Below are 15,075 nucleotides of genomic sequence, written 5' to 3' on the forward strand. Positions count from 1 at the left end.
GGGCAAGATGGGATGGACACGCCGGTCATGGCCGAGCCTAGCATGCCCGTCCTTTATCGAACCTCCCCAAACAAAGGGGAAGTCAGGCGGCCTTCTTGGCCTCCGCCCGTCCATAGAACGTGTCGCCCGAAGCCGCCATATCGAGCAGGATCTTCGGCGGAGCGAAGCGGTCGCCGTATCTCCCCTGCAGGTCACGGCACATCTCCACGAAGGCCTTGGCGCCCATGAAATCGATATAGGAGAGCACGCCCCCCGTATAAGGAGCGAAGCCGAACCCCAGGATGGAGCCCACATCAGCCTCGCGGGGGTCCGTGATGACGCCCTCCTCGACCGTGCGCGCGGCCTCGAGGGCCTGCGTCACGAGGAGGCGCTTCTTCAGGTCCTCCATGTCGAGCGTTTCGGCGTCGAGATGCTTCGGCTGAAGGTCCTTCAATCCCGGCCAGAGGTGCTTGGGCGCATTCTCCGGGTAGTCGTAGAAGCCCTTGCGGTTCTTGCGTCCAAGGCGGCCATCCTGGTCCACGAGCTGCGTGAGCAACTGCTCCTGCGCCGGCACGATCGCCGCCTCGCCGAGCTGCTCCTTGGTGGCGCGCAGGATCTTGAGGCCGAGATCGACGCCGACTTCGTCGTTGAGGGACAGGGGGCCGACGGGCATTCCCGCCTGCTTGCCGGCATTCTCGATCATCGCCGCCGGCACGCCCTCCAGGAACATCAGATGCCCCTCCAGGATGTAGCCGAGAACGCAGCGATTGGCGAAGAAGCCACGGGAATCGTTGACGACGATGGGCGTCTTCCTGATGGCGCGCACGAAATCGAGGGCGGCGGCAAGCGCCTTGTCCCCGGTCTGCTTGCCGACGATGACCTCCACGAGCATCATCTTCTCGACGGGCGAGAAGAAATGGATGCCGATGAATTCGTCGGGACGCTTCGAGTTCCTGGCGAGACCGCTGATCGGGAGGGTCGAGGTGTTCGACGCGAAGATGCAGTCTGCCGGAATGACCGCTTCGACCTTCTGGATCACGTCGGCCTTTACCTTGGGGTCCTCGAATACGGCCTCGATGACGAGATCGCAGTCCTTCAGATCGTTGTAATCGGCCGAGGCCGCGATGCGCGCCAGCAGAGCGTCGCGATCCGCCGTCTTGGCGCGACCCTTCATGATCTGATCGGTCATCAGCTTATGCGAATGGGCCTTGCCTTTCTCCGCCGATTCCGTATCGCGGTCGACGAGCACGACCTCCATGCCCGCATTGGCGGTGACATAGGCGATGCTTGCGCCCATGAAGCCTGCGCCGACGATACCGATCTTCTTCAGGACCGTCGGTGGCACATTCTTCGGACGGCGCGCGCCCTTGTTCAGTTCCTGCATGGACAGGAAGAAGGTGCGGATCATCGCCGCCGCCTCCTTCGAACGCAAGATTTTGGCGAAGTAGCGGGACTCGACCTTCAGCGCCTGATCCATCGGAAGCTGGAGGCCCTGATAGACGGCCTCGAGAATGGCTCGGGCCGCGGGATAGTTGTCCTGGGTCTCGCGGCGGTAGATGGCATTCGCCGCGGGCCAGATCTGCATCCCGGCCGCGGAATAGACTTTGTTGGACGGGAGCCTGAACCCCTTCTGGTCCCAAGGCGCCTCCGCCGAACCGCCGCCCTTGATCCAGTCCTTGGCCGCCTGGACGATCTCGTCGCGCGGCACGACCGCGTGGACGAGGCCCATGTTTCGCGCCATGAGCGGGCGAATCTGATCGCCCTTGAGCAGCATCTGCAAGGCATCGCCGGTCTGCATCAGCCGGGACACGCGTTGCGTCCCACCGGCGCCCGGGAAGAGGCCGACCTTGATCTCGGGCAGGCCGACGCGGGTCGCATCCACATCGGAGAGGACACGGTAGTGACAGGCGAGCGCCAGCTCGAACGCCCCGCCGAGGCAGACGCCATGAATGGCGGCCACGAACGGCTTGCCGCCGGTTTCGAGGCGACGATAAAGCTGTGAGAGTCGGCGCGATTCCTCGAAGAAGGCCATCATCGCCTCCTCAGGGCCCTTCTCCTTCGCGAGCTTGTCGAACTGCGTCTTCGATTCCTGGAGCATCGAGAGATCGGCGCCGCCGGAAAAGCTTTCCTTGCCCGAGGTGATGACACAGCCCTTGATGGCGGCATCGCTGGCAACTTTTTCGACGATTTCGGACAGTTCGCGCATCACCTCGTTGGTGATGACGTTCATCGAGCGGTCGGGCATGTCCCAGGTCGCCAGCGCGATTCCGTCGTCATCGATGTCGAAGCGGAAATTCTTGAAGTTCGTCATGTCGTCCTCCCGTGTCTCACACTGTCCTCCCGGAGTCGCGCGGCGGCGCCTGGGATCCATAACCGCCGTCGCTGCTGACTGGAGCGCACCCGGTGGCTACGGGTTCCGCGATCGCGTCTCACGCGTCCCGGAACGACAGTCCCAAATCAAACCCGCTCGATCACCGTCGCAGTGCCCATGCCCGCGGCGACGCAGAGAGTCACCAGAGCCGTCTGCTTGCCCGTGCGCTCGAGTTCGTCGAGCACCGTCCCGAGGATCATGCCGCCGGTCGCGCCGAGCGGGTGGCCCATGGCGATGGCCCCGCCATTCACATTGACCTTGGCTGGATCCAGATCGAGCGCCTGGATGTAGCGGAGGACCACCGCGGAAAAGGCCTCGTTGATCTCGAAGAGGTCGATGTCCGCCGTCGTCATGCCCGCCTTCTTCAGCGCGAGCGCGGACACGTCGATGGGACCTGTCAGCATGAGGGCGAGGTCGGAGCCGATGGAGGCAAAGGACTTGATCCTGGCGCGCGGTTTCAGGCCGGCCTTGCGGCCGCCCTCGGCGGAGCCGACGAGAACGGCAGACGCGCCGTCGACAATGCCGGAGGAGTTCCCCGCATGATGGACGTGGTTGACGAATTCGACATCCGGATGCGCCGAGATGGCAACGGCGTCGAAGCCCCCCATGTCGCCGATCTGGACGAAGGCGGCCTTGAGCTGGCCCAGCGACTGCATGTCGGTCTGCGGCCGCATGTGCTCGTCCTTGGCAAGAATTGTGAGTCCGTTGATATCCTTCACAGGGATCACGGAATTCTTGAAGCGTCCCTCGTCCCATGCGCGGGCGGCGCGCTTCTGCGACTCGACCGCGTAGGCATCCACATCGTCGCGGGAGAAGCCGTATTTCGTCGCGATGAGATCCGCCGAGATCCCCTGGGGCAGGAAATAGTTCGGAACGGCGATGCCGGGATCGGTGGGCCACGCTCCGCCCGATGCGCCCATGCCGATACGGCTCATGGATTCGACGCCGCCGCCGATGGCAAGGTCCTTCATGCCGGTCATCACCTGGGCCGCCGCGAGATTGACCGCATCGAGACCCGACGCGCAGAAGCGGTTGATCTGGATGCCCGGCACTTCCTTGCCGAAGCCTGCCTTCAGCGCCGAGGCGCGGGCGATGTCGCCCCCGGCCTCTCCCACAGGGTCGACGCAGCCCAGCACCACGTCTTCCACCAGGACCGGATCGAGATCGTTGCGCCGGCGTACGGCATTCAGGGTCGTGACGGCAAGGTCGACCGCGGGGACCTCGTGCAGCGAACCGTCCGGCTTACCGCGCCCGCGCGGCGTGCGGACGGCGTCGTAGATAAAGGCTTCGGCCATATTGTTCTCCCTGAACCTGCAAAACGTCCGGCGCCGGCAGAGCCGGTCCCGGAACATGTATCACGCGAGGCGCTGCGGGTCTCCGGCCATGCCGAACCCGGCGCGGTGCCTCTTCGTCCTCAAAACATCTCCATCGGCATGGCCATGGTGGCATCGGCACCAGTCGAAATGGCCGCGAGATGGGATGCCGTCTCGGGCATCATGCGCTCCATGAAGAAGCGGCCGGTCAGGAGCTTCGCGTCCATGGCCTGCGCCACACCATTGCCCTGCGTCTTCTTCGCACTCGCAGCCTTGGCCATCTTGGCCCACATGTAACCCATGGCGACGAGGCCGAAGAGGTGCATGTAGTCCGTGGCGCCGGTGCCTGCATTGTCGGGCTTCGCCATGGCGTTCTGCATGAACCACATGGTCGCCTGCTGGAGATGGCCAAGGCCCTGCTGGAGCGGCGCGACAAACCCCTTCAAATTCTCATCGCCGGCATTGTCCTGGCAGAAGGCGGCGACTTCGTTGAAGAAGGACATGACAGCGCGGCCGCCGTCCTTGGCGAGCTTGCGGCCGACGAGATCCATGGCCTGGATGCCGTTTGCACCCTCGTAGATCATGGTGATGCGGGCATCGCGCACGAACTGCGACATGCCCCATTCCTCTATATAGCCGTGGCCGCCGAACATCTGCTGCGCCCTCACGGTATTGTCGAAACCGACATCGGTCAGCACGCCTTTCACGACCGGCGTCAGGAGGCCCATATGATCGTCCGCCGCCTGGCGCTCGGCACCGTCGGCGGAGCGATGCGCGACATCGCTTTTCAGTGCTGTCCAGATCACGAGCGCCCGGGCGGCCTTGTTGAACGCCTTGATGGTGAGAAGCGTGCGGCGAACGTCGGGATGGACGATGATGGGATCGGCAGGCTTGTCCGGAAACTTTGCGCCGGTCAGGGCCCGGCCCTGCAGGCGGTCCTTGGCATAGGCGACGGCGTTCTGGTACGCGACCTCGGATTGCGCCAGGCCCTGAATGCCGACGGCGAGACGGGCCTCGTTCATCATCACGAACATGGCGTTGAGGCCGCGGTTTTCTTCACCGATCAGCCAGCCCTTGGCGCCGTCGTAGTTCATCACGCAGGTGGCATTGCCGTGGATGCCCATCTTGTGCTCGATGGAGCCGCAGGAGACGCCGTTGCGCTCGCCCAGAGAGCCGTCCTCGCCGACGAGGACTTTCGGCACGACGAAGAGCGAGATGCCCTTTGTGCCCGCCGGCGCACCCTCGATCCGGGCGAGCACCAGATGGACGATGTTCTCGGCCATGTCATGCTCGCCGGCCGAGATGAAGATCTTGGTCCCGGAGATCGAATAGGACCCGTCCCCGTTGGGCACGGCCTTCGTCTTGAGGAGCCCAAGGTCGGTGCCGCAATGGGGCTCGGTGAGGTTCATGGTGCCGGTCCATGTTCCCTCGACCATCTTGGGTAGATAGGTCTTCTTGATCGCGTCGGAGCCGTGAACGGCCAGAGCGGCGATAGCGCCCTGGGTCAGGCCCGGATACATGCCGAGGGCCAGATTGGCCGACGACAGGAATTCCTGCATCACCGAATTGAGAGTCGTCGGCAGGCCCTGCCCACCATATTCCTCGGGAGCCGAGAGCCCCATCCATCCTCCGGCCGCAAAGGCCTCATAGGCCTCCTTGAAGCCCTTGGGTGTCGTCACGGACCCGTCCGGATGGCGGACGCAGCCCTCCTGGTCGCCGACCCGGTTCAGCGGAGCGAACACCTCCTCGCAGAGCTTGGCTCCCTCGGCGAGGATAGCCTCGACCGTGTCCGGGGTGGCGTCGCCGAATCCTGGAAGATTGTTGTAACGCTCGATGGGGAAGACGTCCTTCAGCAGGAACATCACGTCTTCGACGGGGGCCTTATAGACCGGCATGGAACTCCTCCCAGATCGGATCCCGGCACGGATCGCTCAACCAATGCGCCGGCCGACTAGATAGTTCACATATAAACTATCTAGCTATGTAGGGGAAGAGGTAGGGCGAGAATTGTCTTGGGGTACGGGACGTCTGATGCCGGATCGTCCGGTGCTGAACCCGATGGCAGCCAAACGTTCACATTGCCCAAGGGCATCCGTAGGGCAAAAGGCGCGACAGTTCCCTGCATAGGGTCGCCTTCCGTATCGAAGCCAACCCTCCTTGCCGCATAGTCCTCATGGCCGGCGCGCATCGACCGCTCGCGCCACAGCCCTCGTGGAGGTCTGGACCGTCGGCATAGGAGCATCTGCCATCGAGGCTGCGTCGATGTGGTTTCGACGCCCTGAAGGATTGTGAGAGACGGACGAAGATAGTCCGGCTCAGGCCGCGTTGATCAGGCGGGCCCTGCACGCTCTGAGTTCGACCAGCGCTTCGTCGATCTCCACCCGCTGCTGTTCAAGATGACTGATCTGATCCTCGATCTGTGGCAGGGAAAGATTGAGATTTGCCGCCACACCGCTGCCCCCGCGCTCTTCGGCGAGCATGGCGCGGATCTCGGTCAGCGTAAATCCGAGTTGCTTGCCCTTGAGGATGACCGACAGCCGGTCACGGTCGCGGACATCGTAAACTCGGGCCGTTCCATCGCGGCGCGGCGACAGCAGGCCGCGATCCTCATAGAAGCGCAATGTCCTGAGAGTGACGCCGAATTCGCGCGCCAGATCTCCGATTGTATAAAACCTGGAATCGTCCGCGTCCGCCCTCTCCGAGAGAACGGAAAAATTCATCGCGACGCTGTTGCTCATCTTCTGCCCCAACCATTGTTGTCACTGTCGAGGTCCTGTCACCAAGGAACCCCTCGCAGCATCTGTGAATGTAATGATAGAACATTATCGATGCATTCCGCAAGTGTGCTGCCTTAAGGCGAACCGCCAACATGCCCGTGAGGCAGCGTCCGATACGCCCGGGACCATTGCAGGCGACTTAAATCCCTCAGATTAACGGGTTTTTTACTACGTTCGCCAAAAGCTGCGTCATCGGCCGTGGGGCTGGCGGCTCGATCCGATTCGTCAGATTTCACCCCATGAATCGTCGGCACGGGGAATGATGTGGGGTCATCGCCGCCGTTCCGGGTAGTTTTCGAGTCCCCACGAGCGCGGCCATGAGACGACCTGATCCCGCACATCTCGAAGCTCTGGATCCCGAAATCCGTGCGGCTGCCGAAAAAGCGGCCAGACGGGCGGGCCTGAGCCTGGAGGATTGGATCGCCGCAATCATCGCCCGGCACGGAGCCGAAATTCCGCCAGAGCGGTCTCGCTGCCCTGCCGACCCGCCATCGGGCGAATTCGAAGCCATCATGGCCGCGGCCGAAGCCGCCGAGCGGGACCGCCGCCCCGACCAGGCCTCGCGCAATGCGGTCGCGCTGGAATCCATCGCGCTGTGGATCGAACAGGCCGAGGAGCGCTTGAACGAGGCGGCCCGGACCTCCGCCGGACAACAGGACCGCATGGCTGCAGCCCTGTCGCAGACCCTTTCGTCTCTGAGGGGACGCCTTGAAACCGTCGAGCGACGCGTCGCCGCGGAGCCTGCTTCGATCCAGGCCCTCGAAGAGGCCCTGAAGGCCATTTCTCCGGTTGCCGACAGCCTCGTGGAACTGCGCAGAGACATGTCCCGGCTGACACAGCGCCTGGACGAGCCCTCCCCTTCCGCCATCGATGAGATCCGGCAGGACATCGACCACCTGCGCGCCGGGATGGAGAATCTCGCGACGCATGGCCAGATCGCCACCCTCGACGAGACGTTCCGCCTCCTGGCCCGCGATCTCGAACGCAGCCCGTCGAGCAAGGACCTTCTCACTCTTGCGGGCTCCATCGCCGGCCTCAACCGCAAGATCGACAGTCTGTCGGAGACCGTGGCGGACAGCACGCATCAACGGATCGGCAGTGGGATAGAACTCGTCGCGGGCAAGGTCGAACAGCTGGCCGCGACCAGCGTCGATCGCTCCGTGATCGACTTCCTCAGCAGCCAGATTGTAGACCTGCGCCAGGATCTGGCGTGCAGGGCCGAACCCCAGCAGATCGACCGGCTGTCCGAAGCCGTTGCGGCCCTCGGTCGCCAGATGACGGATCTTCAGGCCGAACAGATCGGACGCGGCGATCTGGCCGCCCTCAAGCTCTCGCTGGAGGATGTCTGCGCCGCCCTGGGCCGCTCTGTCGCGGCTCAGGAAGACAACGACGTGCCGCAACAACTCCAGGACATGTCCCGCCGTCTCGACCTCCTGGCGAGCCGCCCGGTGCCTGTGCCGGCCGATCTCGATCCGATCGCGGAACAGCTTGCCGTCCTCACCGAGCGCATGGCGCGGATGGCCGATGGACGCCTCGAGCAGGACGAAGCGCTCCACGGCCGCTTGGATCGGCTGTCGTCGCAGATCGCGGACGTTGCCGACAGCACGGCATCGCTGAAACAGCCTTTGTTCGAACGCTTCGAGCGCCTTGAAGGGGAACTGCGCCAGGTTGCCCGCCCGGCCGATACTTCGGCCATCGAGCCGCTGCTGCGCTCACTCGAGGAAAAGCTCGCTGAGCCCTCGGCGCCGGCCCCCGCCTTGAGCGCCCTGGAGCAACGCATCGTCGCCTTTGCCGATCAGCTCTCGCACATGCCAGAGACCTACCGGCAGGCCTTCGAGGATGCAGCGTCCCATCTCAAGAGCCTGCAGACGGAGGCGGCGCTGATCGCCGAGCGCGCGGCCGCGACCGCCGTGAAGAATGCAGGCACGGGCGCTCTCTCCATGAGCGAGCTCGATGCCCTGAAGGCCGGTTTCGCCGAGCTGAAGGCCCTGCAGATACGGGCGGACAAGAGAACCCAGCAGACCCTTTGCGCCGTCCATGACGCTCTGGGGACCCTCGTGTCGCGCTTCGCGCCGTCGCCCGCCCAGCTGAACGGGACCGGCGGGGCACGAGCAACGTCGGAGATGCCGTCATCGGACCGCCTCGAAGCGGCAGTGCGCCGGCTTCACGCGTCGGCGCTGTCGCAGATCGAAGAGATCGCCGCGAACGTGCCGGAGGTGACGCTGCCGGTCCCCGACCGGGAGCATGATGCGGTGCGGCCGAACGCCATCACGGAGCCGGAAGTTGCCATGAGCAATGTCCGGTCAAGCCTTATCGCCGCCGCCCGGAGAGCGTCCCGGACGCTCCCGCCTCCGGCCGCGGATGCCATGCCCGCGCTTGACGGCCATCCTGCCGAGGCCACGGCCTTCCAGGATCCGCCGGACAGCGATCGACAGGCCGAGGCTGCCGAAAAGGCGGACCTTTCCGCACCCTCTCTCTTCGAGCGCCTTCGCAGGACGCTCGATGCCCATCGCCGGCCTCTCCTCTTCGGTCTTGCCTTTCTCGTGCTGGCCGCCGGGACGACGCAGATCCTGTCGAACGCCCCCTATGCCTCCGCTTCCAAAGCCGCCGCACCCGAGACCACTTTGGCCATAGCGGACCCGATTGCCCGCCCCGAAGGACCTTCGGAAAGCACAACTCCCGCCATCGTCACCGAGGCCGAGACGACACTTTTCCAGCCTTCGAGCCTCTCATCGGCATCGCCCCCTCCTGCGCACCTTACTGCGGCCAGGTTCACACTGGACCCGAGCACGCTCGGCGACTTGCCCACCGGGATCCCGGCCGTGCTGCGGCAGGAAGCCCTCTCCGGCGACGCGACGGCCGTCCATGAGATCGCGCTCCGCGTGGCGGAGGGACGCGGGCTTCCCCGCGACCCAGCCCTTGCCCGTCGGCTGTTCGAACGAGCTGCACAGGCGGGACTTGCTCCGGCACAGGAGCGCCTCGCGTTCCTTTACGATAAGGGCATTGGAACGGCCCGGGACGCGAAGCTCGCAGTGGCTTGGTATGAGCGCGCCGCCCAGGGAGGGAATGTGCGCGCCATGCACAATCTCGCGACCCTGCTGACCGCGGGCGTATCCGGGAAGCCGGATTATGCTGGCGCCCTGCAATGGTACTCGGAAGCCGCCGAGGCCGGGGTCAGGGACAGTCAGTTCAACATGGGCGTGCTCCTCGCACGTGGCGTCGGGGCCCGCAAGGATCCGGCGAAGGCCTTCCACTGGTTCGCCTTGGCCGCGGCCCAGGGGGACGCCGAGGCTGCGAAGAAGCGCGATGAAATCGCCTCCCGGCTGACGGCGGCAGAGCTCAACGCCGCGAAGGCGTCCCTCGAAAGCTGGCGCCCGCGGCCGACGGATCCTCTCGCCAACGACGTTCCGCCGCGCCCCGGAGACCGCACGGCCGCCGTCGGCGCTCCGGCAAACGACAGGAGCTGAGACCATTGGCCCTGTCATGCTCCATTCAGAACGCGGCATCTAATGTCGAGCAGTGCAATGTGATGACCAGGATGTGGCTGCACCGGCCATAGGGGGACCGGGGTGCAAATTTATTTGCCTATCGCCGAAATGCCCGTAAGCGTTCTCCTGATCCTCGGACTGGGCGCGGCGGTCGGGTTTATTTCGGGGCTCTTCGGGATCGGCGGCGGGTTTCTGATGACGCCGCTCCTGATCTTTCTCGGCATTCCGCCGGCGGTAGCGGTCGCCACCCAATCGGCGCAGATCGTCGCCTCCTCCACCACCAGCGTGCTCAGCGCCCTGCGCCGCGGGGCGCTGGACCTGAGGCTTGGGGGCATTCTCGTGGCCGGCGGCTTCGTCGGCTCGGCCCTCGGCGTCTGGTTCTTCGCCGCCGCCCGGCGGGCGGGCCAGCTCGATCTTGTCATCGTCGTTTCCTACGTGACGCTGTTTACCGTCGTCGGTAGCCTGATGATGAAGGAGAGCCTTCGCGAGTTCTGGCTGAAGCGCAAAGGCGGCATAGTGAAGCCGCGGCGCAACGCGGGAAATCACCGGCCGTTCCTGGGCTGGCCCCTGCGCATGCGCTTCTACCAGTCCAAGCTTTATGCCAGCGTGATCCCAATCCTGGGCCTTTCCCTGTTCGTCGGCTTCGCAGGTGCGCTGCTCGGAATCGGTGGCGGCTTTATCGTCGTTCCGGCACTCCTCTACATCTTCCGCGTGCCAACCGGCGTCGTGGTAGGCACGTCCCAGTTCCAGATCGTCTGCACGACCCTCGTTGCGCTTGTGCTCCACGCCATCGCCAACCAGGCGGTCGATATCGTTCTGGCCATTCTCCTGATTGTCGGCGGCGTCTTCGGCGCTCAGTTCGGTGCCCGGGCCGGGCGCAATCTCCGGGCGGAGATGTTCCGCTTCCTTTTGGCCATCCTGCTGCTGGCAGTGGGTCTGCGTTTCGCACTCGAGCTGGTGGTGAAGCCGCAGGAGCCATTCACGATCACCGTGCAGGAGTCGCGCACGTGAGGATCGTCGCAGTCCTGCTCCTGCTCCTGGCCGGAACCGTGCCTGCGCTGGCGGAGAACCTGATCACGTCCCTGTCGAACCACCGTGTCCTGATCAATTCCAATTACACGGGCACGTCGATCGCGGTCTTTGGCGCCATCGAGCGGGATGCACAGACGGTTTCCCGTGCCTCGGGCTACGATGCCGTAGTGACCATCCGCGGACCACAGCAATTCCTCGTCGTCCGCGAAAAGGAGCGGCTGGGCCCGCTCTGGCTCAACCAGGACCAGCAGAAATTCCCGACAGCGCCGGCCTATCTGACGGTCCTCACCTCAAGGCCGATCGTCGAGATCACCAGCGAGCAGCTCCGCCGCCGCCAGAAAATCGGACTTCAGGCGATCATTCATGCGCCCGACTTCACCAACGACCGCGGCGGCGCCGACGAACCGTTCCGCGACGCCTTGTTTCGGCTCAAGAGCAAGGAAGGCCTCTATCGGGAGAACGAGCGCGGCGTCACCTTCCTGACGCCCAGCATCTTCAATGCCAGCATTCCCCTGCCGGCGACCGCGCCTCCGGGGAACTACGACGTGGAAGTGACGCTGCTTGCCGACACCGTCATCCTCGCGCGGACGGTCACGCACTTCGAACTGGTCAAGACCGGGTTCGAGCAGCAGGTCGGCGAGATCGCCCACGACTGGAGCGCCCTCTATGGCTTCGCGACGGCTCTTCTCGCGCTGTTCTTCGGCTGGGGCGCCAACGCCATCTTCCGGAGGGACTAAAAGCCGCTCAGTCCCGGCAGAGCATGGATTTGGCAATGGCAAAGATCCGCTCCGTTCCGATCAGATGCGCGGTGAAGCCCTTCGGGAAAAGGGGCTTGAAAGCCATGTCGCAGGCGTTCAGGCCGCCTGCATAGGCCCCGAGCGCCGGCATGACGCAGCGCGAACCGTCCGTCAGGAAGCAGCGTCGCCGTGTCGAGCGGCCCCGCATCACCACCTTTCCGACCGGGTGAAGATGCCCGGCGATTTCAGTTTGCGCACCCTCCAACGGCTCATGGCGCAGCATGAGCGGACCCATGGCGAGTTCAGGAACGACCTGGCCCCCGATACTCGCCGGCAGGGTGTGATCGTGATTTCCTGTGACCCAGATCCAGTCCCTGCCGTTCTGGACATCGGCCAGAGTGGCGCGCTCCTCGTCCCCCAAACGGTCCGGGCCCCCGACGTCGTGGAAGCTGTCGCCGAGGGCGATGACGATCCGCGGATCGATACGGAAGACGACCTCCCTCAGGGCGAGCAGCGTCTCGCGGGTGTCGTAGGGCGGCAGCATCATGCCGCGGCGGGCAAAGGAGGAGCCTTTCTCGAAATGGAGATCGGCTACGAGAAGCGCATTCTCGTCCGGCAGGTAGAGAGCGCCCGTCAGGTCCAGGATCGCCGCCCGTCCGCTCAGTCCGATCTCGGTTGTTGTCTTTTTGTTCTTGAGCAAAGCCGTCACGCCATAGCCTCGTCGAGAAGCGCCGCTTCCGCCTCGGCCAGAATCTCGTCCGCATCATCGCTATAGACGCGCTCGCGGCCGATCTCCAGCATGACGGACACGCTTAAGGGAGAAACCCGGTCGAGCGGTTTGTGAATGATTCGCCCCCGGATACGCTGTAGCAGCATGCCGAGCCGCCTCACGTCGAGGAGTCCCGTTGCCGCATCGGCGCGCGCCGCGCGCAGCAGGACGTGGTCGGGCTCGTGCTTGCGCAGCACGTCGTAGACGAGATCGGTCGAGATCGTCACCTGCCGCTGGGTTTTCTCCTGGCCGGGGAACCGGCGCTCGATCAACCCTGCGATCACCGCGCAATGACGGAAGGTGCGCTTCATCAGCGCCGCCTCGGCGAGCCAATCCTCGAGATCGTCGCCCAGCATGTCTTCCGAGAACAGCTCGTCGAGGAAACCGGGCTCGCGCCCGACCCGCGCCGCTACGTCGCCGTGGCCCCAGACCGCCAGCCCGTAATCGTTGGCGACGAAGCCGAGGGGCTTCAACCCGGCCCGTTCGAGACGCCGTGTGAGAAGCATGCCCAGCGTCTGGTGTGCCAGCCGCCCCTCGAAGGGGAAACAGGTCATGTAGTAGCGCCCGGCCCGTGGAAAGGTCTCGACCAGAAGATCCCGCGGACCCGGCACTAGGGAGCGGCGGCGCTGCTGGAGGAGATAATCGGTCAGCTGCGCCGGCAGGCGGTCCCATTCGAAGGGGTCGGCGAGGATTTCCCGCACCCGCGCAGCCAGGAAGGTGGAGAGCGGGAACTTCCCGCCCTCATAGGACGGGATCTTCGGATCCGTCCCGGGGCTCGCGCGGGTGACGAGAGCCGCATCCTCCCCGATACCCTCGAACCGCAGGACTTCCCCCGCGAACAGGAAGGTGTCCCCGGGCGTCAGGGTTTCGGCGAAATATTCCTCGACCTCGCCCAGAATTCTTCCGCGCGGCAGCACGGTGCCGGGCCGGGAGCGACTTGTCTTGCCGAGGCGCACCTTGATCATGGTCGCTTCGACGATGGTGCCGACATTCATCCGGTATTGCTGCGCCACGCGGGCATCCCGCACGCGCCAGAATCCGTCCTTGCCCTTCACGATCTTGGCGAAGCGCTCATAGGCGCGAAGGGCGTATCCGCCGGTTGCGACAAAGGCGACGCAGGCCTCGAAATCCTCCCAGGTCAGGTTGGCGTAGGGAGCGGCGGAGCGGATTTCCTCATAAAGCTCCTCTGGACGGAACGGCTCCGCGCAGGCCATGCCGAGGATATGCTGGCAGAGCACGTCGAGGGCGCCGATCCGGGCGTCCGGCGTATCCTGCGCCGCCTCGTGAACCGCGTCGAGGGCAGCCCGGCATTCGAGGATCTCGAAGCGGTTGGCGGGCACCAGATAGGCCTTGGACGGCTCGTCTATGCGATGGTTCGAGCGCCCGATGCGCTGCATGATGCGCGACGCCCCCTTCGGGGCGCCGACATTCACCACGAGATCCACGTCTCCCCAGTCGATGCCGAGGTCGAGGGTCGCGGTGCAGACCACGGCCCGCAGCCTGCCGGCGATCATGGCTTCCTCGACCCGGCGACGCTGCGACACGTCGAGGGAGCCGTGGTGAAGGGCGATCGCCAGGCCGTCCTCGTTGAGATTCCAGAGTTCCTGGAACGTGTATTCCGCCTGCATGCGGGTATTGACGAAGACGAGGGTCGTCTTGTGCCGGCGGATCAATTCGTAGATTGCCGGCATCGACAGGGCGGCCGTATGTCCGGCAAGCGGCAGACGCTCCTTCAGATCGAGCATGCGGATGTCGGGCGCGGCGCCGCCTTGGACGACGACGAGGTCGGCGAGGGATACGCCACCGTGCTCCGGAGAGCTGCGCATGCGGCCCTGCGGCACCAGGAACTTCCGCAACTCGTCCGGCTCGCGCACGGTGGCCGACAGCCCGACGGCCGTCAGATCCGGCGCGAGCGAATACAGCCGCGCAAGGTCGAGCGAGAGAAGGTCGCCGCGCTTCGATGTGACCAGGGAATGCAGTTCGTCGAGGACCACCCGGCGCAGACCCTTGAACAGGTCCCCTGCCTCGCGGTGGGCGAGCAGGAGGGCAAGCTGTTCCGGCGTCGTCAGCAGAATGTCCGGGGGACGCTCGATCTGCCGGGCCCGCTTGTGGGCCGGGGTATCCCCCGTCCGGGTCTCGATGCGGATCGGCAGCGCCATTTCCTGCACGGGAATTTCAAGGTTGCGGGCGACGTCGGTGGCCAGGGCCTTCAGGGGGGAAATGTAGAGTGTGTGGAGGGCGTGTTTCTCGCGACCTCGCGCGTCCCGCTCCGCCAGCTCCTCGAGGCTCGGCAGAAAGCCGGCCAGGGTCTTGCCCGCCCCCGTGGGCGCGACGAGGAGTACCGAGCGCCCGGACCGCGCCTTGGTTACGAGGTCGAGCTGATGCGCCCGCGGCTCCCAGCCCCGGGCCTCGAACCAGTCACGGAAGATTTTCGGGAGAATCGGCGAGGGGGATTTCTGCATCGACCCTCAAGATAGGTTGTCCGGCGGATTCCGCCATGGCTCGGGAAATCCTGCTTCATGTGTGGATGCCGCCAAGGCCCGCTTGCCCTCCTTCCTGAGCCGGTTCACTTTGTTCGCCCGATCATCCTGACACCATCATAACAACGC

General features: G+C 64.9%; 9 protein-coding genes. 3 read left to right on the forward strand and 6 right to left on the reverse strand.

The genetic code is table 11. The annotated features are described in order from the left end of the window. Positions 1 to 82: 82 nt before the first annotated feature. From AC522E_RS16010 to AC522E_RS16025, 4 genes are all read right to left on the reverse strand, one after another. A complete protein-coding gene (locus AC522E_RS16010; protein WP_500747252.1) occupies positions 83 to 2,290 on the reverse strand; it encodes an FAD-dependent oxidoreductase in 2,208 nt (735 codons plus the stop codon). Between the two features lie 146 nt (positions 2,291 to 2,436). Continuing rightward, complete coding sequence (locus tag AC522E_RS16015) at positions 2,437 to 3,645, reverse strand: acetyl-CoA C-acetyltransferase (RefSeq protein WP_500747253.1); 1,209 nt, start codon at positions 3,643 to 3,645, stop codon at positions 2,437 to 2,439. A gap of 119 nt (positions 3,646 to 3,764) precedes the next feature. Further along, on the reverse strand, positions 3,765 to 5,558 hold the full coding sequence (locus AC522E_RS16020) for an acyl-CoA dehydrogenase C-terminal domain-containing protein (RefSeq protein ID WP_500747254.1): 1,794 nt from the start codon (positions 5,556 to 5,558) through the stop codon (positions 3,765 to 3,767). 420 nt (positions 5,559 to 5,978) lie between these two features. Beyond that, positions 5,979 to 6,401, reverse strand: a complete 423-nt coding sequence (locus AC522E_RS16025; RefSeq protein WP_500747255.1) for a MerR family transcriptional regulator — start codon at positions 6,399 to 6,401, stop codon at positions 5,979 to 5,981. Between the two features lie 356 nt (positions 6,402 to 6,757). Between AC522E_RS16025 and AC522E_RS16030 the strand changes: the two genes are divergently transcribed. From AC522E_RS16030 to AC522E_RS16040, 3 genes are all read left to right on the forward strand, one after another. Next, on the forward strand, positions 6,758 to 9,907 hold the full coding sequence (locus tag AC522E_RS16030; protein WP_500747256.1) for a tetratricopeptide repeat protein: 3,150 nt from the start codon (positions 6,758 to 6,760) through the stop codon (positions 9,905 to 9,907). Positions 9,908 to 10,009: 102 nt separating this feature from the next. Further along, positions 10,010 to 10,939, forward strand: a complete 930-nt coding sequence (locus AC522E_RS16035) for a sulfite exporter TauE/SafE family protein (RefSeq protein ID WP_500747257.1) — start codon at positions 10,010 to 10,012, stop codon at positions 10,937 to 10,939. Further along, positions 10,936 to 11,697 (forward strand): TIGR02186 family protein, encoded by a 762-nt coding sequence (locus tag AC522E_RS16040; protein WP_500747258.1) that lies wholly within the window; start codon positions 10,936 to 10,938, stop codon positions 11,695 to 11,697. Before AC522E_RS16035 ends, AC522E_RS16040 begins: the two co-directional genes overlap by 4 nt. Before the next feature lie 7 nt (positions 11,698 to 11,704). Here the strand turns inward: AC522E_RS16040 and pdeM are convergent, their stop codons facing one another. Together pdeM and AC522E_RS16050 are read right to left on the reverse strand one after the other, a co-directional pair. Next, on the reverse strand, positions 11,705 to 12,406 hold the full coding sequence (gene pdeM / locus AC522E_RS16045; protein WP_500747259.1) for a ligase-associated DNA damage response endonuclease PdeM: 702 nt from the start codon (positions 12,404 to 12,406) through the stop codon (positions 11,705 to 11,707). Beyond that, positions 12,403 to 14,928 carry a ligase-associated DNA damage response DEXH box helicase gene (locus AC522E_RS16050; protein ID WP_500747260.1) on the reverse strand — a complete coding sequence of 842 codons (2,526 nt, stop codon included), beginning with the start codon at positions 14,926 to 14,928 and terminating at the stop codon, positions 12,403 to 12,405. The genes pdeM and AC522E_RS16050 overlap by 4 nt, the downstream gene beginning before the upstream one ends. Between the last annotated feature and the right edge of the window lie 147 nt (positions 14,929 to 15,075).

The organism is Microvirga sp. BF8 (assembly GCF_059888585.1).